Here is a 21,802-nt window from a genome sequence, read left to right on the forward strand (position 1 = left end):
TTTGTTTAATTGAGGATTTTTAAAATAATGAAGATCTAGAAGCGCAAAATTTCAGGGCAATCCGTGGGCCGTTTTGCTCAATATGTAGATGAGGCGTCGTTAATCCTCGTTATATTTCAGCTCGATTTTCTCTTTTTCAAGGATTGTGTACTTGGGCATTCCTTTTGAATAATTCTGAGCTCCTTTCTCAAACAGAGAGATCCCCACAAAGCAATTATTGTTTTTTGCAATAAAGAGGTAAGACACGGAGTCGTTAAGATGATTCTCCAGAAGATAGTCGGCTTTGATTTTTGAAAAACTTTTTTCTTCAAGGTAGCGAAATATCAATTGATCACTATCCAAGTAATTTTCCAAATTATTAAGAACGGTCAGTCTAGGCAAGATCTTTTGAAAATTCGGACTCTTTTCCAACAAAGCCATTGTTATTCTTTCTTCCAGAACTGCAAGAAATACAGCCTCTCTTTCTGCTGTTCTGATGAAGTCAATATCCCGAAGGTACTGGAATCCGGCAAGATGGTGAAAATGTCCACGGTCGAAGCGAAGATCTATGTCCACTTTGCGCCCCTTCTTCCCTAATACAAATCTGTAAGAAAAACGAGTCAGGTGCAGAAAACTATTTGCAATTTGACAAAGCGGGTCCATAATCGCGCTAAAAATAAGACCCGCACAGTGCGGGCCTTGATGGTGTTTTATTTCGGCTTTCAGCCTAGCTAAGTTGAGGTAACGTCACCGAACCCTTCCCGAAGGCTCCGTGCTTCAAGGCTTCTTAGCACCCTCAAGCACCTCATAACCAAATCTGCACACTCGTTGCAGACTTACTACTTTGTATGTATTTTATCCATACGTTTGACACCCGTCAATTTCCGTAAGGATCGGCCTTGTGCGTTTCAGAGATTAAGCAGCAAACCGATTCTTCCAACAAGTCCGCTAAAAACGTGAAATAATTAACAAGATCAAGTTTAACGATCAGTTCGTAAACGTCTGCACAAGAAGTCCCGCCAAGATTTTTTGATTAAAGCGTTATGAACTTCTTTAATGCAGCCGGGCTTCATGCCTGTCGGGAAGCCCCGCAGGTCACCCTGTCATTTCCCTATTCTAAAAAACTCCTCTTTTCTGCCGTAAAAGTCGGCTGGAAGAAAAATTCAAAGCAACCGAAAAAGCAGGTATCCGGCTCGATTTGCGGCACAAGGACGACCTAAGAAGAAATCCCAAGATCTCGAACGTTAAAGGTTAAACAAAATGAACTACGAAGAAAAAATCGAATATGCGGAACCGGTCGTTATTGAAAAGCGACTCATGCAGCAGCTGATCGACCCCGGCACGGACGTCCGTCCGCTGGACGCTAAGGCAGCCGAAAAGTTTCTCGCCGAGTATGAGGTGCTGAGATTTGAGAATCCGCTGGAAACTCAAATTTGCAAACCTTTCGGCGGAGAAAAAGAAACCGAATGCGTCACGGCACTGGCGGTGATGAAGGAAACGATCAAAAAGATTGATGCGCTTGAGCACGATTTAGATGAAGCAAGACAGAACCAATGGCGCACCGAGTACCTCCAAGACTGTAAGTCCGGGAAGGAGGTCAAACCTCTTTTCGGCGTTGATATCGAGTACGACAACATTCCATGGGAGAACCCGCTTGATGAAGAGGAAATGGATTATTTGACCCAGATAACGCCTACGTCTTTTGTGCTTGATCCAAAAGGGGAACCGGGCAGAATTGATCAGCTGGACTCGGCTCTGATAACAAAGTTCGGCGCATTTCTCAATAGGAAAAACGGAGAAATTGAAGATGACAAATATTACTGCGCTCCGGAGTTTCGCAGAAATGAGGTGTGTTATTACGGCTCTTTGAGATTTCACCTCCACGAAGTCGGAGAGCCGGTGAAATCATTCGGAAACTGGAACGAACAAACAAAAACATGGAGCGGCGTATTCGATCTTTCTCAATTAAACGTGGACGACAAGGAGGACATTAAAGATGCTCTGGAAGAACTTCCAGAGAAATTATCTCAGGAGAAAGTTTTTCAAGGCGCTAAAGAGGATGAACTTTTCTGGAGAGAAAGTGTCACGGCTCCGGTAGAACAAACGCTGCGGCTGCTTGAAGAACCGAAAAAAGAAATCAAACTTCAGGTAAAAGAGAAGGACCTCAGTATGGCGGATGTTTTGGAGCGGAGCATCCGGGAAAAAGCCGAAGAGCGATGGAAGGCCATTGAGACCGAGCGCAACCAGTCCAAAGCAGTTTTAACACCGGAAAACAGAAAGGTATTCGACGTCCTGTTTGAAGCTTATGTTGCGACCGAAGAACTTCAAAAGCACCCTAGATTGCAAAAGGCGCTGGAAAAACAACTTCTCAGTGTCTTTGTAGCGGCCCAAAAAAAAGGTATTACCGTCGGACTTAATGAATATTCAATGGACGCGCCGAGCAGAAATCAAACGATCATTCAGGTCAAGCAGCCCGCCCGCGACCGGGAAAAACAATAAGAACAGGAGGAGAAGATGGCAATCAGTTTTAAAGAACAAATTGACAACTTCAGCAACGATTTTTATATCAACACGGCCTACATTCCCTACATCGTCAATGGGCCGGAATGCGCAGACGGTTTGTCTGCGGATGAACTGAAAAAAATTGATGACTTCCTCGATAAATGGTCATACGTCGATTGTTCGGAGGCAATGCTCGATTCACCGGACTTCGGTGAATGCCGTATCTGCGGTATGCAAGCAGCGGTGACTAAGGCCACTTTTATCAATAAAGAGGCCGTCCGGGAAGAAGAGCAGCGGAGAGAAACCGATGAGAAATTATCGGAGCTTTCCTCGGAAAACGCTGAAACCTTTAAGCAGGTCTATGAATCCCATGTTTCGCGTCCCGAATTTAAAGAGCATCCGCGCATGAAAGAAATCTTCAGGGCAAAACTCGCCGATGTTTTTGTGGACGCAGAACGCCGGGGAATTGTTTTAAAGCCCGAGGAACGCGCCATTGATTCAAATCTCAACAAACCTAACAAGAACGACATGGAGAGATAGCATGGCCCGATTATTGCCGGAACAGCTTGAATTTGACTTTTTTGCTCCTCCTGCCCCGGAAAAGCTCAAGCAGTCTGAGAACAAGGCTAAATCAACTGCATTCAAAGACACAGACATTTTGAAATTTCAATTAAATAAAGACGGCAGCCGTAAACTCGAGGATTTCGGAGAAGACCTTAACAACACGAGAAAAGGAAGGTCGGTTCACAAAAAAGGCGACCCTTATCAATTTCTCACTGCATCTCAGGATGAGATTGAAGAACGACTGGCTACAGAGTCGCTGGATAGAGTCTGGCCTAAAGAGGCCGTTTTCGATCTGCACAAACAAAACCCAAAAGCAGCGGCTTGTCTTTGGATTGTCAGAGCTTCATTGAACGGACGGCGCCCCCCGAAAAGTTCCAGCAAATACGGGCGTTATAAGTACATTGCTTCGACCGCTATTGCCCTGCATCGTCAGGTTGTAACCGGAAAACTTGCCCCGGAAGCAGAAGTCGAAGCCTTTGATCGTTTTTATGAAGCACGGGATAAATATGAAATCTTCTCCCACATTTCTCCGAAGTATTGGCCTTTTATCAGTGCAAAAAGCATCGGAGACGCAGCCAATATGTGTCGATGGAATAACCTCGAACTCTCGGATGGTTCCGACATCAATTCTTACCGCTTCCAATGCACTTTTCCGGGAAGCATGGACAGCGAACATTTATGTTTAAAAAACTCCGACGGTAAACTTTATCCCTACTATGCGATAGCAGTCGGCAACAGCGAGAAAGAATTTGAGGCAAATATTGAAAAGCAGCTTAATGCAACTTTCGGAAAACTGCTTAAAGCACCGGGCCAAGCCGAAAAAACTCTGGAATCCAAGCCCAAACCTGAATTACCCGTAAAGCTCTACGGACGCGGTATCAGTAAGACTCATACTTACGAGGTGTACGGCAAATCCGGCTCGATTGAGTTTCAGCTTACTGACAAGATTGCTTTTGAATCCGATGACGCTTTCTGGAAGTATGTTAATGAACACAGAGGGGAGCTGGAAGGAAAATACCGGGCTTTCAGAGAAGAATTTTCGAGAAGCGAAAAGGATTGGAGAAGCGGAAACCCGATCAGAGATCGAGTGGGGCCGGATTACCGTCAAGGTAAAGACGCAACGCCGGAAATGTTCCAAGAGACCTTCGGATTCAGAGGCGTTGAGTTCGGGAACTGGGTCAAACAAGGCAAAAACGGGCGCGAACGGCAATGGATGCTCAACAATGCTTATGACTCCCTCATGGATCTCTCAAAGATATTGGACATTCCTCCGAAGGCCGTTGCTTTGGACGGTGGTTTAGGGCTTGCCTTCGGCTCTCGCGGTCACGGAGCAGCTTCGGCGCATTATGAAGTGGCGAATCGCGTTATCAATCTCACCAAAACCAAAGGCTACTCAAGCCTTGCGCATGAGTGGTTTCATGCGCTCGATCACTATTTGATGAGAACAAATTACAAAGAAATTCAAGACCCGGAAAGGCGCTACTTGAGTCAACAGGTAGACTCTTCGATCACCGTTCAGCTTACGGAAGACGCAAAAAGAGAAATCTTCAAGCGTGCCGAATCGGTATACCGTTCTGCAAAATGGATTCCGGCTCAAATGGAGTATTTAATCAAAAACGATTCAAAAAACTTTGACGCCGCGATTAAATGCGCTCAAGGTGATACCGATTCCTTCAGCATTGAAGTGAATTATCAGGAGCGCTCGAACTCAGCCAACAAGAAGATGATGTTTGAGTTCACCCGAAAAGACATTAACGTTAAAGAAGTCGGCCAAAACAATGTTATCCGCTTCCCGCTGCATGATGCATGGGCCGAAACCATCAATGCCATCCGAGACAGCGATATGCACAAACGTATGACGCGCAAGAGCGACTATTGGCATTCCAAAGCTGAGGAAGCCGCCCGCAGCTTTGAGGGTTTTGTCGAGCTGCGCTGCAAGGAAATCGGCATAACAAACGACTTCCTTACAAACGGTGCCTACACTGAAAAAGCTCTCGGCAAAGAAGGTTTTTATCCTTACTTAGACGGAAAAGACGTTGAGAAAGTAACGAACGGATTCAAGAGAATTTTCAAGGTTATTAAAACCAAAGAAACGGATAAAGGCGTGGCTCTTTTTTCCAAGGCCAATCAGGAAAGTCCGAAGACACCCAAGGCCGAGATCCGAGAGGCCTTAATTAAAGCGTTCGGAAAAGAAGGTCTCGTTAATCTCGTCAACAACAACCGCTTTTACTTGGCGCAAACGGAGTACGAAGCACTGACCGTTGCTTCGATAGAACAGGAGAAAAAACAGGGATTCTCGACTATTGCGCTACCGCAAGATCCGACACGGATTCTCGGATTCCACGACAAAGTAAATCACCGGACATTTCTCATTGCCGACAACCTCAAACCGGAGACCGCTTGCGCGGTGATGCTGCATGAGGTCGGCATTCACATGGCTGCCGATTCCACTCTAAGAGCAAAGACCCGGAAGCTGATTGATACGGCTGTAAATCTCTATGAAACAGGATTAAAAACTGAAGACACTCTGATGAAGACAGTTGAAAACCGTCTTCAGGAAAGCAGAATCTCCCGCAGTTCCTTTGATTACCGGGAAGAAGTCTGCGGATATCTTGTCGAAGAAGCGGCAAAAGCTCAGGCCCGAGCTCCGGCTGTCGTCCGATGGTTTAACGACGTTAAATCTACAGTCAACGTCTGGTTGGTCGAGCACGGCGTCAGAGATACCAGTAAGCTCTCAGCGCTCGATCTCGCGACGATAGCCAAATCGAACGTCAAAGAAATCTCGAAGATGCCGCAGGAGCTTGAACTAAGTCCGAAGGGCCGCGAGATTCTTGCAAAGCACGTTCAGGCTTTGTCGTCTAAGTATTCAAAGCTTTCGGATGCTGAAGCTGAAATCAAGGGACTCTACAAACGGTTTACCGAGCTGGAACAAGCCGGAAAACCGCTGCCGGAAGTTCCGAAAGCGAAAAAGACAAAAGAACCTGAGAGATAGGGGGAAAAACATACACCTGAAAACAGCTGACCTAAAGGGCTCTATGCAACATCCCCGCTGCGAGGATCTACACTGCGGGGATGTTTTAACAGAGTGATTGACACCTATCGATTAAGATCTAATGATCTGTCAGTTTTTTTTAGCCTCCTCTTTTGGGAGAATTTTTTGGAAGTCACCATCTAGTTTTTGCAACGCATTTGATATTGTGGCAACGTTGTCTTTTGCCCAATTAAGCTGAGACTGAATGGATTTCTCCATACTTGCAAGATTCTTATTAAGTTCGGCCGGTTGCGGACCCCCTGTAGTTTTGCGATTTTGAATAATTTTGACGGGATTCAACGTATCCTTAAATTGACTTTCGGGCATTGGACACAGTGGATTACCTTGCGGGTATTCCTTCTTAATTACTTCAGCATAGATTCGTTTTACCTCAGAATAGGGAAAATCTGCCGGCTTAATACCGTTCGCTTTGGCGTAACTAACAATTTCACTTGCAATATGGTGGCCTACTCTAAAAGGTAATTTATAGTCACGCATGAAAACGTCAGCTACTTCCTGACTAGCAGTCCAGTCCGAATTCAACTCTTCCAAAGCACGTTCGGGATTGATTTTTAAAGCAGCGATTACTCGCCTAACCTGACTTAACATAGCAAGGGTTTCTTTCACTCGGCCGGATGTGTCTTCAACATTACGAGCATCGCTCATACCCGGAATGATATTGTGCGCAAGCCAAACAGCCTGTTGCGCATCCGAAATGACACGACTAGCGTTTGTACGGGTACGGATCATCAGTCCCGGATTACGTTTCTGTGGCATTGCCGATGAAACATAAGTATTCTCTCCACCCTCTTGCAGTAATATCCACGGCCTTGGCTGAGCGTACTGCACACTCAAGTCCTGTATAAAGGTTCCAACGTGAAGTGCAATGCTCGTTAAAATTGAAGAGAACTCGACTGCGTCATCGTTGGACTTAAACTGGCCCGCGTCATAGGCATTTTCAACCGGAGCTTTAAAACCCAAGTAATGAGCCATTCTTTCACGATTTAGCGGCCAACTTGTGCCGTTAAGTACAGTAGTACCCATAGCACAGTAATTTAAGCGATCATAAAAATTTTCAATTCTTTCTGCGTCTCTTCTGAAGGCAGAAAGCAAACCAAGAAGATAATGTGCGTAACTGTTAGGTTGAGCCGCAACGCCATTTGTGTAATTTGGAACAATCGTATTTTTATTTTTCTCTGCAAGGTTAAGCAGAGACTGCATCGTATTGCTCAAAGAAACCATCAGTTCCAGAGCTTCATCTCTTAAAATGGCTGCGCGATAGGTAGCGTGCATATCTTGGCTCGATCTTCCGATATGAAGCATGGTGACATCCATTCCGGCAGCTTTGATAAGGAGCGGCTCGAAAGCGATAACTTTCTTCGGACGTTTTGCGCCGGGTTTACTCCCGTTTGTTATAACCTCTTCGATGCCTCTGGCTATTTTCGGTGTCACGGCTTTATCCAGTAAACCTTCTTCACTGTTAATTACAGCAGTAGCCTTATTCATTTCGCCAAGCCAAAAGAATTCATCTCGTTCTGCTGCGTTTGCGGCTAATGAAAATAAAGCGCAAAAAACAATTGCGAAAGATTTTCTTAATTTCATAATTCCTCCTGAAAGTAACAGTTTGAATATAACTATCCAAAAAAAAATCTTGTCGCTAATTTTCATTTTTTAAAATTGGGTGGGGATAATATGAAAATAATTAATATGTTTTGTTTTTTCTTAATTTGGATTTCTTGTGAACCCCTTCAATGATATTGAGACTTGGCAGACTCTTCTTTGCTTATCGGAAGGGAGACAACTCAATCAAATCGCTCATGAGAATGAGATCAGTCTTGCTGCGCTCATCCGAAGAATTCGTACCATTGAAAATACATGGGGTGTGAAGTTGCTTTCGACGAATAGACCAATTCGTCTTACCTCAGCAGCAGTCAATTTTTTGCCGGAAATCCGAACATTATGTGAGAGCCACAGGAAACTACAACACCGCTTTGAGACAGCTAAAGATTATCACTCCAGCCTCTCCGGCCAGATCCGTTTTGCAGTCGCTGCTGGTTCTCTCGGTAGCCAGAATACCCATCGCTTGCTGATGGAATTTTCAACCCAGCATAAAGGAATCGAATTTCAGACAGAAATAGGACCTAATCTCAATAAAGTCCTAAACGGGACATGCGATGTTTCGACATTCACCGGTAATTTAGAGCTAAGCGGATTGGAAGCGATTCCGAGAGGACGGGCGAAATATTTTGCACTTGCTTCTCCCTCCTACATAAAAAAATTTGGTTATCCACATCATCCTTCAGAGCTCTCACAACATTTCTGTGCTGTTTTTTGCGGAGCTTCTAGAGCCCGTACAGAATACCTACAGAAAGCCAAAGAAAAAAGAATAGTGACCTACGGCAAAACAGTTACTTCGACTGATGTTTTATTTCTTAAGCATATTGTTCTTCAAGGAGAGGCCTTAATCGTAGACTTACCGGTAGGCCACTGCGCAAAAGAAATTAAACTAGGTCATTTGGTACCGGTTTTAGACGGGTGGCACCGGAATTCTGAACCACTATGGATCGTAACATCAGAAAATAAATGGAAAGATCCAAAAATACGCATTTTTATGAAATGGTACGCGACGGCTTGGTCCGAAATGCTCCAAAAAGCCGAGGATTCTTTGCGAAATTGTCTGAACGACGTGTTCATTGAAGAAATTCTTGATTCAACACCTTAGAATAACCCCGGCTAAATATTTGCTTCTATATGCTTCTTTTTTTTTTCAGAAGTGGTCTAGCCGCTTAGCCAAACGGCTCGGCTAAGAAGCCCCTGTTTGATGGCTTTATTTCAAATTTATGAATTTACTTTTTCGCTATGGTTTGCTGTGTGAAGGTTTACGGCATCTACAAAATCAACAGTCAAAAGATTAAAAGAACAAACAAGACTGGGCGTCCGTCCGGGAACACCCGGCCCAAGAGGTTGCTAGAGCTAAAAGGCTAAAGGCTCAGCACGTTGTAAAACCGGTCAACCGACCAACGAACGCCTCATAGAAAGGTGTGGCCGGAATAAACAAGCAGATTACAAGTAGAACAGGCAGCAATAGATAAACAAAAGGATCGGAGAAAGGCATAAAAGCAGAAAGGCCCACCAGAAGAGAAGAAGGACAAGCTGCAAGCAGTAGACCGCAAGAAAGGGTGTTAGCTTACAGAATGCTAAAAGCCAGCCGTCATCCTTTTCTAAAAACGGAGGCCACCACGGGATAAGCAACATCATCGTGAGACTGAGACCGTCGCCGGAACCAGTCCTATTTCTCCCGCTTTTGCACACTTCGTAGGCTCCCGCCATTTGAGCAGGAGTCAGACCGGAACCTCCACCAAAAATGCCTAACATTTAAACCTCCCTCTCTATAAATAATATTTTAAGTCTTGAGGGCTAGTAAAAGCCGGAGCCGGTTCATCCCCGCTTGCGCTGGGTACTACTCAAACTTGGGATTAGCTTGCGTTCCGCCGATTTATTCGGTGCCAAGGAGTCAGGTGCATGATTGTCTCCTGACCTTGATGCTTCGGTTACACCAAACTCTTGACCCCAGCCGGTCGGAAAAAACAAACCGAATCCAACCCGGAAAACACGCACGAGTCCTTAGGCAATTTCGGATCATACCTGAATCAGCAGCTGTAAGTTCCCGTATTGCCGTTTTTGCTACAATAAACGGGTGAGTCTGCAAGTGTCCCGCCAAAACATTTGCTCGGTTCAACATAATGACTTCAAATCCCAATTTGGCGGAAGACGATACAACCCCGGCGAAGCGTTCGTGCCTTTTAGAAAATTCGTGGAAATTCGGACCTACAAGGTTTGCTGTTTCTGAGAAAATCCAAATCATCCGGCTCTCTGAAACCGATCCGATTTCCAATAAAAAAGACGCTATCAATAAACTGGTCGATGCACTGGGAAATGGCGTAGTCAATCAGGACACAGGTTTCTTATTGCAAAGCTCTAGAAGTGACGCTAAGAAAACATTATTCAGAAAAGACATCGACTCTCCGATTGTAAGGTGTATTTATTCTCAGGCACGAGATTTAGCACAAAAGTCTGTCCTAATTGAATCCCACGGTGACATTCTTCATGACAATACTCAAGTGCAGGCTATCCATATTTTTGCCGCCGGAGCCTTGGTTGAGAACAGATTGTTCCGAGTTGAGCTGACCGTCAGAGATTATGTTGAAACCGATCATGAAAGAAAAATGGTTCACTCAATAGACGGTGTTGAAATAAAAGAAGTAGATAAAAACAAGGCATCCGTCTGGGAACCCCCGGCCCAAGTGTTTCCTGAAAAAAACCTCTTGCAAAAAACCGGTCAACCAACCAACGGATGCCACGCTCATATTTTAAAAGAAATTAAAGAAAATATCACTATTGAACAACTTTTACACTCTTACATCCGCGCTGACGGAAAGGCATATTTTGAGGCAGTTGACACAGAAGAATACGGCTCCGACGGTGTTTATCAGAGTTTGGTCAGAAGAAAGTATGTAGCCTCCAAATTGACGGATCTTCTTACCGGTTTGCAAAGAAAGAATGGAATTGCCGTATCGGATTCGGCAAAAAAAGAAATTTACATTCAAATTGAGAAAGTATCTGAACCATTCTGGAAATCCTCGGATCAGCTTTCCATTGATTTTCAAAGTTTGAAAAAAATACTTCTTAGCAAAGATTTCGATAAGAACGTTCTTTTGAAAAACTTTATTAAAACCCTGCAAAATCGAATTTTGGGAGGAACCAATGAGCTCTCCCGTTGAAAAAGACCTGACGGTTCGTGTGCAACTCCAAAAAGGACTGCAAAAGTATCTTGACCGCAGCGATATAACGGAAATTGCCGTGAATCGCCCCGGCTTCGTGTGGGTTGAGGAGTCCTCCGGGTGGCGATGCTATGAAGACAAAAATTTCACCTACGATTACCTTGCCAAGCTCGGAAACGTCTGCGCTGTTTACGGAGGAGAGAATAAAATGCTCGACTCCGCTCATCCGGTGCTCTCCGTGGAACTCCCGGACGGTGAACGTGCCCAGTTCGTGATGCCTCCGGCGTGCAAGAACGGGACCATCAGCCTTACGGTCAGAAAAATCTCGAAGCACGTTATCGGACTGGATTCTTACATTCAGAACGGATATTTCTCGCACATCCGCCCCAAAGACTCTCTTAACCCGATAAACGAAGAGTTATCTGCGCTTTACGAGGAGGCTTTTGACGACACTAAAACGCCGGATGCCCTCAACCTTCTCCGGGCAGAATTTTTAAAGCGCTGCGTGGAAACCGGCAAAACAATAGTTATTGCCGGAGAAACCGGTTCAGGTAAGACTACGTTTATGAAAGCTTTGATGCAGCATATTCCGACGGATCAGAGAATTATTACGATTGAAGACGTACCTGAGCTTCTTTACGGACTCCCAAAGCACGAAAACCAAGTCAACCTCTTCTACCCGTCTGAAGCAACGGATAAATCAACGGTAACCGCTGCAAGCCTCATGCGTTCGTGTCTCAGAATGAAGCCCGACCGTATTCTGCTTGCCGAGCTGCGCGGGGGAGAGACTTTCGACTTTCTGAATGTGTGCCTTTCCGGGCATTCAGGTTCAATTACAAGCTGCCACGCCGGAAGCTGCGGACAGGTCTTTGACTATTTGGCGCTCAAAGTTCTTCAGTCTTCAACGGGACGCGAGCTGCCTTATGCGGTTATTCAGCAGCTTTTGCATCAGGTCATTGACGTGATAGTTCACGTCCACCGAAACAGAACTTTCGGACGTCATATCACTGAGCTTTTCTTCAACCCTCATACTGAGGAGACAAAGAATGAAAGCCTCTAAGACGCTTCTGAAAATCCTCTTTGTTGTTATCGCAGCCCTGCTTTGCGCGCTGGTCATTCTTTTTATCAGCAGTTTCGTATTCATGCGGATTTTCAATCTTCCGCTGGAAGCGTGCCGCCCGTGGACGATCATCCAATACTTTATGATGTACCGCCACGCTCCCGACAAAGCGGTGCGCCTTGCCGTTCACGGGTGCCTTTTTCTGCCGTGGATTGCGCTGGTCGGTGTCGGCATTGCAATCGTGATTAATCGAGACAAACGTGCTCTGCACGGGGCGGCAAGATTTGCCAATCTTGGCGAAGTGAGACAATCCGGCCTGATTGATCCTCCGGGCGGTCTTGATAAAACCATTCTGGTCGGAAAGTACAAAAACAACTATCTGACCTATGCCGGATACCAGTTTGTTCTGCTTGCTGCGCCTACCCGAAGCGGTAAGGGCGTCGGTATTGTTGTTCCGAATTGCCTCAACTATTCCGATTCTCTGGTCGTTCTCGATATTAAAGGTGAAAACTTTGATATCACGTCAGGTTTCAGAAAAGCGTGCGGACAGGAAGTCTATTTGTTTTCGCCTTATGCGGATGACGAAAAAACCCATCGCTACAACCCGCTGGATTACATCAGCAGCAGCCCTGCCGAACGGCTCGGCGACATTGATGCCATCGGTCAGGCGCTTTATTCGGGTGAAAACAACAACGACAAGTTTTGGAGTGAAAATGCCAAAGACTTTTTTCGCGGCGTAACTCTGTTCGTTCTGGAAACACCCGGACTGCCCCATACTCTGGGAGAAATTCTCAGACAGGCGTCCGGCAAAGGAAAACCGGTAAAAGAACATCTCTTAGGAAAATTAAAAGAAGCTCAGGATGCCGGGCATCCCTACTCAAACAACTGCGTTGATGCGCTCAACCGAGTATTGAGCAACTCGGACAATACGCTTGCCGGTATTATCGCCACGTTCAATACAGCGCTTTTATCGTTCCAGAATCCGAAAGTAGATTTGGCAACGAGCGCTTCGGACTTCGATTTAAAAGAAGTCCGACGCAAAAGGATGAGCATTTATTTCAAGATCGAGCCGACAAAACTAAAAGACGCCCGGGTGCTCATCAACCTCTTCTTCGATCAGCTCTTAAACCTGAATACCCGGAAACTGCCGTCTCAGGACAAAACGCTCAAGTACCAATGCCTTGTTCTTTTGGACGAGATGACGTCCATCGGCACAGTGAACATGATTAAACAGGCCGTTTCTTATATGGCCGGTTACAACATGAGACTCTTGACCATCATTCAAAACAAGTCGCAGCTTGAGGATGTTTACGGCAAAGCAGGAGCCGTGACGCTTCTTTCGAACCATGCTTTGATGATTATGTATGCCCCGAGCCCGGCCACCCAATCGGATGCGAATGAATATTCGGAAATGCTGGGATATGAGACCGTTAAATCGAAGTCCAAGTCCCACAGTAAGGGCGGCAACTCCACCAGTGAATCCGATCAGAAGCGTGCCCTGATGCTTCCGCAGGAAATCCGGGAGCTCGGCAAAGACAATGAAATAGTAACGCTCGAAAATACTAAACCCATTTTCTGTCAGAAGATTAAGTATTACATCGACCCCGCTTTTAGGCAAAGAGCGAATTGGGCGGTTCCAGAGATTCCGCAGCAGGACGTTGAACTTTTCGTTGCACAAATGGAGCAGCGGATAAAAACCGCCTCAGCATCAGACTTAAATGAAACGAATGCAGCAAGCCGTATTGTCACCGGTAATACCGAACTGCCGGACGATATGAAATCGGTACCTGACAACCAGTGGTCCGAAGATCAGGTTAATTGCTACATTGAAAATCTGATCTCCAACGAGATTGTCAAAAAGTCGATTTCCAATTTTGAGGCTCTTGATGGGATCAGCGCGGCTTCTGCATCGGCTCAGACCGACGTTCTGCGTCAAATGAATAGTGCCGCAGCACCCGGCACCGAAAACGCCCGGCAGATTTTGTCCGACTTAACGGAAGAAAAAGCAGACGTCAGCCCAACCTCGGAAAGCAGCACTGAAGACGAAACCTCCGAAAGCTCGGAAGAATCCGATTCCGCACTTTTGGCTTCTCTTGAAGAATTTTCCGATGATTCCGATTCGGAAAACAAGGTTGAATCCATTGCCATACACGCGGACATAGAAGAAACGCATTTAAGTGAAATAACCGAGCAGGACACGGAGCCGGAAGAGACTTCTGCGGCGGCGCAAAACGTTACGGACATTACTGCCAACATCACAGCAGATGTCACTGCCGACTGGGACGAAAAACGCTGTGCGGACTTTGCGGCCTCTTTGATTTCACAAATCAAGTTGCATCTGAAGGAACAAAAGATTCCTGAAACGACTGCGCAGGAATCTATCGAGCCGGAACAAAAAGACGAGGCCACCGGCAAAGAGATTCCGACGTCCAAGAACGAAGGAGACAAACAAAAAGAATACTTCAGACACGTACAAAAAATTAGAAACGCTTATCGGAAAGTCGCGAAGAATCCGCTTGCTTCGCGAAGAAAAATTTCCTAACAAAAGCGGGCAGCAACTCTTAAAGGAGAAAAAATGACTGAATACAAAGCCTTCAGTAATACCGTCGTTGTTTTCAAAGAACCAACGGTTTCGCAAATCGTTCCCAAATCCGGCCCTAATGCCGGTAAAGAAACTTCCGTCTTGGAGTTTAAAGCCTATAAGCCTCATTTCGTGAAGCAGCAGGACGGCTCCTTTCAACAGGACATAGACGGGACGGAGTTTTTCAGTGTCCGTTACTACGGCAAAGAAAGCTCGGCAAAAAGAATGGCTGCGGGCATCAAAGTAGGAATGATGCTCGAAGTGCGCGGGGATGTCTCAACTCGTGAATTTACCGGGAAGAACGGTAAACAGATGCAGGAAAACATCTTAACCGCTAAAGGAATTGCGGTATCGCTCAATCAGCCCGGTTTAAAGATTGATTACTCGCGTCCTAAAGCTAAAGAGCAGGAAGCCGAACGTTAAAACGCTCCGAACATGACAGACCGTCCGCGCTTGCAGACGGTTCCGAGGATCAATCATGAAAACAACCAACCGAGAAACCATAAAACTAACCGTAAATATTCTCATCAGGAAATTTTGCGAAGACAAAGCCGCCAAAAATTTTTCCACGAGTAAAAAGGAAGCCGAGGACTACGGCGCTTGTGAAGAGACTTCTTTGCGCGAAGAGGATAAGGACAAGCTCTTTGAAGATTTCGCACTGGATTGTTTCACACGACCGAGCTTTTCCAATAACGGGGAGCGGCTATGAACGAAAAATACAATGCATACGTTCGATCCGTCGCCGATTACTTCATTGAAGAGATGAAAAAAGGAACGGCACCGTGGCAGAAGGACTGGGATAACGCAGCCAATGTCGTGCCTGTCAGTGCCGTTACCGATGCTCCTTACCGGGGTACCAATGCGCTGCTGCTGATGGCTGTCAGAATGAGTCAAGGGTACGGAGACAATCGTTGGCTCACGTTTCGTCAGGTACAGGAGCTCGGCGGGAAAGTAAAAAAGGGAGAACACGGCACCAAGTGCATCTTCTGGAAACACTTAGTGGAAAAGGACGAAAAAGATGAGGATAAAACGGTAGAACGCCTCATTCCCTGTCCGTTTGTCGTTTTTAATTCCGAGCAATGTGAAAATCTGAATCTCAAGAAATTTGAGACATCGGTACACAAATGGACTCCGTTGGAAGCTGCAGAACGTATTCTTGACAAGTCAGGCGCCAAGATCGAAGAAATCAAACAAAATCAGTCCTACTATGTTCCGGCCTTGGACAAAATCGTTCTTCCGTTGAGAACTCAATTCAAAGATGCCGAAGGTTTTTATGCAACGGCGCTGCATGAACTCGGTCATTGGACAGGCCACAGTTCACGTCTGAACAGACCGATACTGAATAAGTTCGGTACTCCGGATTATGCAAGAGAAGAACTTAGGGCAGAAATATCTTCAATGATGGTGTGCGGCGGTTTAGGCATCAAACACAAGGCCCAGAACAGCGCTGCATACGTCAACAACTGGATCGATGTTCTTAAAAAAGACCCTAAAGAATTATTCCGGGCGTGCGCAGACGCAGAAAAAATAAAGGATTATTTATTCGGCATTGATAAATCTTTAGGACTGACAGCAGAGCCTCCGGTAAAGAAAGATAAAAGTCCGGACAACAAAGAAGCTAAGGCCGCCCTTCAGACAGCAGCTCTACAGACTTACAAGGATTTACCCAATTATCAACAGAAATATATTCAGAGTTCGATGCTGAATTATCTGACGCAGCCGTTATCCAATCCGTACCAATTTCAAAAACCATCACAAAAAATCAGAACCATTGATATTGAAAGGTAGTCGCTATGCAATTATGGATTGCGGAAAAACCCTCTGTTGCCAAAGCTATTTGTGCAGAGTTGGGAATTGTAAAAAAGGGAGCCGGTTTTAACGAATGCAACGGCGGCAATACCGTCACTTGGTGCTTCGGCCACCTTTTGGAACAGGCGGGCCCCGATGCTTACACACCTGATGACGTTCCAGTCACCAAGAAAGGCGGAAAAATTTGGCGTATGCAGGATTTGCCGATCTTCCCTTCAGTATGGAAACTCAACGTAAAACCGGACAGAGGCGTCAAGGCTCAGCTCAAAACAATAAAATTACTTTTGGGTAAATGCGACAGCATTGTTAATTGCGGCGACCCGGACAGAGAGGGTCAGCTCCTTGTTGATGAGATCTTGGAGTTTTACAAATGCCGAAAACCCGTCAGTCGTTTTTGGGTTTCCGCACAAGATCCGGCGTCCATTAAAAAAGGCTTGAAATCTCTTAAGCCGAATAGCCAATTTCAGGGAATGAAGCTTGCAGCGCTCGGCCGATCCAGAGCCGATTGGCTGCTGGGAATGAATCTGACCCGGGTTTTAACGCTTACTCACGGAGCTAAGGAAAGGAAACTCATTGCCGTGGGGCGCGTCCAAACTCCTACGCTTGCCTTAGTAGCCGAAAGAGACAAAACAATTAAAAATTTTAAGGCTGTCCCTTATTTTGTTTTAAAAGCTGAAGTTTCCTCCGGGCGCGGCAGTTTTACAGCGCTCTGGAAACCGTCGGACGTTCAGAAAGGTTTGGACTCTGAAGGCCGACTGGTGAATCCGGCAGTCGCAAAGAGTTTGTCAGACAAGCTCAAACCGATAAAAACGGCGGTTGTCAGAAAGACGGAAACCGTGCCGAAAAGGCTGGCACAGCCCCGGGTATTTTCGCTGGCGGACATTCAGCTTGAGGCAAGTAACAAATACGGTTTTTCTGCTCAGGAAACACTGGATACCTGTCAAAGTCTGTATGAAATACATAAAGCCGCAAGCTATCCCAGAAGCGATTGTCAATACTTGCCGGAATCTCAGTTTAGTGACGCGCCTAAAGTCCTTGCAGCCATTGCGAAAACTTGCCCCAAACTGAAGGAGTTAGTCTTAAAAGCCGATCCGACTGTTAAGTCTCAAACTTGGAACGATAAGAAGATAACTGCTCACCACGGAATTATTCCGACGCAGCTGCCTGTTGACTGGGCAGCTCTAAGCGATAAGGAACAAAAGATTTATGAGTTGATCGGACGCCGATATTTGGCTCAATTTTTCCCAGTTCATCAATTTAATTCTTGCTCTATCGACTTAGACCTAGGCGGTGAGACGTTCATCGGTAAAGGAAAAACCGTTACCAGCCTCGGATGGAAAGTCGTTTACCAAAATCAAACCGACCCGGCTAACGATAAAACCGAGTCCGACCAGATTCTTCCTTCAGTAAAAAGCGGCGATATTTTAAAAGTCCTAAAAACTGAAACGAAAAACGAACTTACCAAGCCGCCTGCGTATTTCACCGAAGGCACGCTGATTGCAGCTATGGAAAAAATTCATACCGTAGTGGACAACCCGGAATACAAAAAATATTTAAAAGAGGGTGACGGGATCGGCACACCGGCGACCAGAGCTGCGATTATCAGCGAACTGAAAAGAAAAGGTTATTTGGAGACGAAAGGCAAAAAAATCTGCGCCTCTTCAGACGGGATTGAATTGCTGAAGCTCGTACCGGAACTCGTCCGCAACCCTATCCTCACAGCTGTCTTTGAAAGAAAACTTAGGGACGTGGAGTCCGGCAAAAGCACTTTGAATTCCTTTATTGAGAGCCAGCAAAAATTCATTTTGCAGGAAATCAATAAAGCAAAGGCAATCAATAATGGCCTCCAATAAGAATCCGTTTCTTGACGATCTTTTTCCCGATCCGATGCGTGCCCGAAAAGCACGCATTTTCAAAGGATATGAAAAAGTTTCAAACACTGCGGCCTTCAGATTTTCTGCTCTCAGCTCCAAAGTTAAAGCCGAAGGTGTTGTGGATAAGCGTGCCGAGGTCATGTTTCGGTTCGGACAAGCAAACATAAAAAGTTATCTACACACGATCAAAGCAGCCGACTACATTGCGCGAAACGGTGAGATTGAACTAATCGACCAGAGCGAAAACAGTTTGCAGGGCAAAGCGGAATATCGAAAAGTTCTCTATGAATGGAAGCTGTTGTCAGAAATGGGCGACGGAACATCCAAAAGAGGCCACGCAAGAAGAGTCATTCTTTCAATGCCCGCAGGAACAGACGAAGAAAAATTCAAAAAAGCTTGCAGTCAATGGGCAAAGGATATGCTTGACGGATACGACTATCTGCTGGCTTTTCATTTGCCCGGGAATGATAAAAAAACTACTCAGCCTCACTGTCACGTTCTTCTTCGTACAAAAAACAGAGAGGGCAAAAGAATTCATCTGGCAAACGACGAGCTGGCGGCAATGCGTGAGCATTTTGCCGCTTGTCTCCTCAAGTGCGGCATCGAGGCCAATGCAACCCGGAGGTGGTCAAGAGGAAAGACGCAGCAGGGAATTTCTCAAGCAGAACACCATGTTTTAAATAATCGCCGAATGTCTGAACAGGATCGAGCTCGAGTCTATGCAATCGCTAAAAAACGTGAACTTTTGAAACGGCAGCAAGCTCTGGTTGAAAAGGTTCATTCGGCGTTCAAGGAGGGAAAAGCAATACCGGACTCTCCGTCCATTCAAAAAACCAAAAAAACACGAAAGACTGTAGCTTATTTAGCTGAACAAGCTTCGAAAAAACTTCTTGATTCTCCCTATGCCGAGGAGCAGCACCTCGGTAGAAAAATGCAGAATTATTACTCAAAGCTCGAACCTGTTGAAAGCGCTGAGCAGAAAACATTGCGTCAGCTTAACGAGGCTAAACAACAGCAAATCAAGCGGATGCAAGCCATGCGTAAACGGCTGAAAAAAGGTTCACAAAAACCGGAACGATAGGCTTCAGCCGAAAACTTCCAGATTCTTGCAAACTTTTTCCCGGCTGCTTTCCGAACGAAAATCATACCGGGCTGTAGTAGCTACCGACGTATGACCCATCGCTCTTTGTAAAATAAACAGGTCACAACCCTGCTCCAACATTCGAGTTGCAAACGTTCTGCGTAAATCATGAGGCTTAACCGTGCCGATAGCTGCCAGTTCAGCTCTTTTCTGCAAAATTCTATAGATTGACGACGGCTGCATTTCTCTAAAGATGAATTTACTGTTATCGGCTCCGGAACAAATCCGAGGAAAAAAGACTCCCTCTTCTAAGCCTCGAGCCATTAGCCACTCGTCGATTATTTGGTTCAGTTTCTGCGGCAGAAAAACACGTCGTTCTTTGTTTCCTTTACCGATAAAGCAAAAGGATCTGCTAATGCAGTCCCAATTTTTCATTTCCAACTGGACGACTTCTGCACGTCTTAATCCGCATCCCATCATTAAAGCAAATAAAGCCATATCCCGTTTCCCCCGGTTTGTACCGTCGTCGCAAGCCTTAAGGAGCCCTGCGGCTTCTTTGACTGTCAGGCTTCGGCCTTTGGGCAGACGTTCATATTTAACGCCTTTTATTGCTTGGATTTTCAAATAAGAAGACTGAGGCAGCTGATCCAATGTCCACGCCTCCTTTGCAACGGTTTTGAACGCCGTCAAATAAAGATTTTGAGTCGATCCGCAACACCCCCGAGCAGCCAGTTGTTTTTGGATCTCGGTCCAATGAATACGCTTCAATTTTGACCAATCGGCAGCCTCTATGTCTTTAGCCCCTAAAAAGTTAGCAATGTGCTTTAAACAGTTTGAAATCGTGATAACTGAGCGGGATGAACCGAGTCTTGCTAGATAAGCGAGGGCAGGATTCTTTTTTACTGATGTATTTGTGGTATTCGTTGCAATCATTTTGTTCAAAAAGTCTAATGTTAGATACCTAAGACACGAAAAAACTTTGCTTTGAATGCCTGCACTAAATCGTCACGTTGGGTAGCCGTGAGATTGACTCCGGTCACGATCACTTTTCCGCCGGTAAAGGAAGCATGGTCGATCAAAGACTGAGCAACGGTCCCGGGAACGTAGTGTCTGAAGAGATCGGTCAACGCAGTTTTGGTTTCCTCCGGCAGAGCTGCTTGCAGACTGACCGTTGACAAAGCTGTTTGGCCTTGGCTGCCTAACGAGTCAAAGATATTGGCTGCATTATTCGTCTGAAGCGTGCCGGACGAGTTCAGACGCCCGTTGGAGGCAAATTCAAATCCGTTTTGGAAGTTCACTGCACCACTGTTATTGAGGGTGCCTGAAATTGCATAGAGCGCGGTTTCCGTCCAACTTCCTCGGTTATTAAGGATGCCGGAAGAAGTAAGATTGCCTCTACTGATAATGTTTCCAGTTAAATTTAAGGTTCCGGGGTTATTTAAAAAGCCATGAAGATCTGAAGAGCCGATGGTCATTTCGCCAGAATTTTCAACACTGCCATTACTTTGATTAAAAACGCCGGCGGTTAAGTAACCTGAATTATTTAATACTCCATCATCTTTTCTATAAGTATTAAATACATAACTGCCTGAAGAAACATTAACTGTACCTTTTAGTTGAGTTAAATCTGCGTTATAGGCCAGCGTACCTCCAGAAAGGGTGAGAACATTTCCAACACTGATGTGACCTTGCTCGGAGCTACCTACAATAACTGAATTGACATTTTCTAATCTTCCCCCACTTCCCACTGTTAGGCTATCTTGGAAATGAGCCGTCGTCCATCCATTCGAACCGTTATGTTCAAAGAAACCTCCATTTTGGATAATTCCTCTTTGGAAAATCATGGAGACTTCGGTTGTTTGATCTCTTCCAGCGTTATAGGGTGCGTGAAAAGTTCCTTCTAACAAAAGTTCATTAGCATTCAAAGAGGCTTTAGCGACTCCACCAGAAGAAGCTGTATTTTCTGCGAGCCTAAATGCGCTTCCGTTCTGGATGTAGAACCTTCCGCCTATATATATTTCAGCCAGAGCTTCTCTTCTATTGTTGCTTGCACCAACAAACCAACTCTTATTTGTCAATTCAACATTGTCTCTTACAACGAGTATCCCGTGACCACGTTCACTCGCATCACTTCTTGCTACGCCAAACCAACGAGAGCCTTCAGAACCAGGTTCTTTTTGGTTGGCTCTGTGATAAAGGCTTCCATTGATGGTAAGTTTGCAATCAGTTGAACCACCTTTGCCGTCATTGTCTGCGACAACGAAAAGATCTTGATAAACATCTAAAGGATCAAAATAGAAATTGCCATTTATTGTCGTTTCCGGGCCATAAGGATGTTCGTGACCATTTCTACCGTTTTGTGTACCTTTGTACCAATCTCCATCGTAGACATAGGCAGCTTCGGAACAAATAGATGTCAAGGCCATACCTACGACAATTGAAAGTTTTGCCTTTTTCGAAATAGCGACTGCAAGTTCTGAAGCTACTACCCAGCAACCTCTTTTTCTATTCCAAATTCTCTTAACGATTTTGTTCATTTT

17 protein-coding genes are annotated in these 21,802 nt (G+C 45.5%); 12 read left to right on the top strand and 5 right to left on the bottom strand.

Annotated elements, in window-relative coordinates:
- Window positions 1-99 precede the first annotated feature (99 nt).
- A complete protein-coding gene (locus tag RDK53_RS05800; RefSeq protein WP_308513697.1) occupies window positions 100-642 on the bottom strand; it encodes a PBECR4 domain-containing protein in 543 nt (180 codons plus the stop codon).
- 597 nt (window positions 643-1,239) lie between these two features.
- Here RDK53_RS05800 and RDK53_RS05805 point away from each other — a divergent pair.
- Genes RDK53_RS05805 through RDK53_RS05815 form a run of 3 tightly spaced genes read left to right on the top strand, consistent with a single transcriptional unit; the run spans window position 1,240 to window position 6,037 of the window.
- Entirely contained in the window at window positions 1,240-2,478 is a 1,239-nt protein-coding gene (locus RDK53_RS05805) for a hypothetical protein (RefSeq protein WP_308513698.1), read from the top strand.
- Between the two features lie 15 nt (window positions 2,479-2,493).
- Window positions 2,494-3,021 carry a hypothetical protein gene (locus RDK53_RS05810; RefSeq protein ID WP_308513699.1) on the top strand — a complete coding sequence of 176 codons (528 nt, stop codon included), beginning with the start codon at window positions 2,494-2,496 and terminating at the stop codon, window positions 3,019-3,021.
- Between the two features lies 1 nt (window position 3,022).
- A complete protein-coding gene (locus tag RDK53_RS05815; protein ID WP_308513700.1) occupies window positions 3,023-6,037 on the top strand; it encodes an LPD1 domain-containing protein in 3,015 nt (1,004 codons plus the stop codon).
- 129 nt (window positions 6,038-6,166) lie between these two features.
- Here the strand turns inward: RDK53_RS05815 and RDK53_RS05820 are convergent, their stop codons facing one another.
- The gene (locus RDK53_RS05820; protein ID WP_308513701.1) at window positions 6,167-7,678 is read right to left on the bottom strand and encodes an argininosuccinate lyase; all 1,512 of its coding nucleotides are present in this window, start codon (window positions 7,676-7,678) and stop codon (window positions 6,167-6,169) included.
- A gap of 136 nt (window positions 7,679-7,814) precedes the next feature.
- On the opposite strand from RDK53_RS05820, the gene RDK53_RS05825 reads away from it, so the two are divergent.
- A complete protein-coding gene (locus RDK53_RS05825; protein ID WP_308513702.1) occupies window positions 7,815-8,798 on the top strand; it encodes a LysR substrate-binding domain-containing protein in 984 nt (327 codons plus the stop codon).
- A 341-nt stretch (window positions 8,799-9,139) separates the two neighbouring features.
- Here RDK53_RS05825 and RDK53_RS05830 read toward each other — a convergent pair whose 3' ends face one another.
- Window positions 9,140-9,451 carry a hypothetical protein gene (locus RDK53_RS05830; protein ID WP_308513703.1) on the bottom strand — a complete coding sequence of 104 codons (312 nt, stop codon included), beginning with the start codon at window positions 9,449-9,451 and terminating at the stop codon, window positions 9,140-9,142.
- 368 nt (window positions 9,452-9,819) lie between these two features.
- Here RDK53_RS05830 and RDK53_RS05835 point away from each other — a divergent pair, with 368 nt between their 5' ends.
- The 8 genes from RDK53_RS05835 to RDK53_RS05870 are packed head-to-tail and all read left to right on the top strand — an operon-like array spanning window position 9,820 to window position 19,262.
- Entirely contained in the window at window positions 9,820-10,857 is a 1,038-nt protein-coding gene (locus RDK53_RS05835) for a hypothetical protein (RefSeq protein WP_308513704.1), read from the top strand.
- The gene (gene virB11 / locus RDK53_RS05840; protein WP_308513705.1) at window positions 10,841-11,917 is read left to right on the top strand and encodes a P-type DNA transfer ATPase VirB11; all 1,077 of its coding nucleotides are present in this window, start codon (window positions 10,841-10,843) and stop codon (window positions 11,915-11,917) included. Before RDK53_RS05835 ends, virB11 begins: the two co-directional genes overlap by 17 nt.
- Entirely contained in the window at window positions 11,904-14,459 is a 2,556-nt protein-coding gene (locus RDK53_RS05845) for a type IV secretory system conjugative DNA transfer family protein (protein WP_308513706.1), read from the top strand. Before virB11 ends, RDK53_RS05845 begins: the two co-directional genes overlap by 14 nt.
- Before the next feature lie 33 nt (window positions 14,460-14,492).
- The gene (locus RDK53_RS05850) at window positions 14,493-14,921 is read left to right on the top strand and encodes a hypothetical protein (RefSeq protein WP_308513707.1); all 429 of its coding nucleotides are present in this window, start codon (window positions 14,493-14,495) and stop codon (window positions 14,919-14,921) included.
- 55 nt (window positions 14,922-14,976) lie between these two features.
- Window positions 14,977-15,207, top strand: coding sequence for a hypothetical protein (locus tag RDK53_RS05855; RefSeq protein WP_308513708.1), 231 nt, complete (start codon window positions 14,977-14,979; stop codon window positions 15,205-15,207).
- The gene (locus RDK53_RS05860; protein ID WP_308513709.1) at window positions 15,204-16,286 is read left to right on the top strand and encodes a zincin-like metallopeptidase domain-containing protein; all 1,083 of its coding nucleotides are present in this window, start codon (window positions 15,204-15,206) and stop codon (window positions 16,284-16,286) included. The genes RDK53_RS05855 and RDK53_RS05860 overlap by 4 nt, the downstream gene beginning before the upstream one ends.
- Window positions 16,287-16,291: 5 nt before the next feature.
- Window positions 16,292-18,160: a DNA topoisomerase 3 gene (locus RDK53_RS05865; RefSeq protein ID WP_308513710.1), complete on the top strand. Its 1,869-nt coding sequence runs from the start codon at window positions 16,292-16,294 to the stop codon at window positions 18,158-18,160.
- The gene (locus RDK53_RS05870; RefSeq protein WP_308513711.1) at window positions 18,147-19,262 is read left to right on the top strand and encodes a hypothetical protein; all 1,116 of its coding nucleotides are present in this window, start codon (window positions 18,147-18,149) and stop codon (window positions 19,260-19,262) included. Before RDK53_RS05865 ends, RDK53_RS05870 begins: the two co-directional genes overlap by 14 nt.
- Before the next feature lie 3 nt (window positions 19,263-19,265).
- Here RDK53_RS05870 and RDK53_RS05875 read toward each other — a convergent pair whose 3' ends face one another.
- The gene (locus RDK53_RS05875) at window positions 19,266-20,195 is read right to left on the bottom strand and encodes a site-specific integrase (protein ID WP_308513712.1); all 930 of its coding nucleotides are present in this window, start codon (window positions 20,193-20,195) and stop codon (window positions 19,266-19,268) included.
- A 20-nt stretch (window positions 20,196-20,215) separates the two neighbouring features.
- The gene (locus RDK53_RS05880; RefSeq protein ID WP_308513713.1) at window positions 20,216-21,799 is read right to left on the bottom strand and encodes an ESPR domain-containing protein; all 1,584 of its coding nucleotides are present in this window, start codon (window positions 21,797-21,799) and stop codon (window positions 20,216-20,218) included.
- Between the last annotated feature and the right edge of the window lie 3 nt (window positions 21,800-21,802).

Origin of the sequence: uncultured Turicimonas sp., from assembly GCF_902477955.1 — a bacterium.
GTDB lineage: Bacteria > Pseudomonadota > Gammaproteobacteria > Burkholderiales > Burkholderiaceae_F > Turicimonas.

Bases quoted from the DNA above. Each gene is read 5' to 3' on its own strand.
- RDK53_RS05865 (WP_308513710.1), top strand. From the start codon at position 16,292: ATGCAATTATGGATTGCGGAAAAACCCTCTGTTGCCAAAGCTATTTGT.
- RDK53_RS05830 (WP_308513703.1), bottom strand. From the start codon at position 9,451: ATGTTAGGCATTTTTGGTGGAGGTTCCGGTCTGACTCCTGCTCAAATG.
- RDK53_RS05860 (WP_308513709.1), top strand. From the start codon at position 15,204: ATGAACGAAAAATACAATGCATACGTTCGATCCGTCGCCGATTACTTC.
- RDK53_RS05820 (WP_308513701.1), bottom strand. From the start codon at position 7,678: ATGAAATTAAGAAAATCTTTCGCAATTGTTTTTTGCGCTTTATTTTCA.
- RDK53_RS05815 (WP_308513700.1), top strand. From the start codon at position 3,023: ATGGCCCGATTATTGCCGGAACAGCTTGAATTTGACTTTTTTGCTCCT.
- RDK53_RS05800 (WP_308513697.1), bottom strand. From the start codon at position 642: ATGGACCCGCTTTGTCAAATTGCAAATAGTTTTCTGCACCTGACTCGT.
- RDK53_RS05835 (WP_308513704.1), top strand. From the start codon at position 9,820: ATGACTTCAAATCCCAATTTGGCGGAAGACGATACAACCCCGGCGAAG.
- RDK53_RS05810 (WP_308513699.1), top strand. From the start codon at position 2,494: ATGGCAATCAGTTTTAAAGAACAAATTGACAACTTCAGCAACGATTTT.
- RDK53_RS05805 (WP_308513698.1), top strand. From the start codon at position 1,240: ATGAACTACGAAGAAAAAATCGAATATGCGGAACCGGTCGTTATTGAA.
- RDK53_RS05870 (WP_308513711.1), top strand. From the start codon at position 18,147: ATGGCCTCCAATAAGAATCCGTTTCTTGACGATCTTTTTCCCGATCCG.
- RDK53_RS05880 (WP_308513713.1), bottom strand. From the start codon at position 21,799: ATGAACAAAATCGTTAAGAGAATTTGGAATAGAAAAAGAGGTTGCTGG.
- RDK53_RS05855 (WP_308513708.1), top strand. From the start codon at position 14,977: ATGAAAACAACCAACCGAGAAACCATAAAACTAACCGTAAATATTCTC.
- virB11 (WP_308513705.1), top strand. From the start codon at position 10,841: ATGAGCTCTCCCGTTGAAAAAGACCTGACGGTTCGTGTGCAACTCCAA.
- RDK53_RS05850 (WP_308513707.1), top strand. From the start codon at position 14,493: ATGACTGAATACAAAGCCTTCAGTAATACCGTCGTTGTTTTCAAAGAA.
- RDK53_RS05845 (WP_308513706.1), top strand. From the start codon at position 11,904: ATGAAAGCCTCTAAGACGCTTCTGAAAATCCTCTTTGTTGTTATCGCA.
- RDK53_RS05875 (WP_308513712.1), bottom strand. From the start codon at position 20,195: ATGATTGCAACGAATACCACAAATACATCAGTAAAAAAGAATCCTGCC.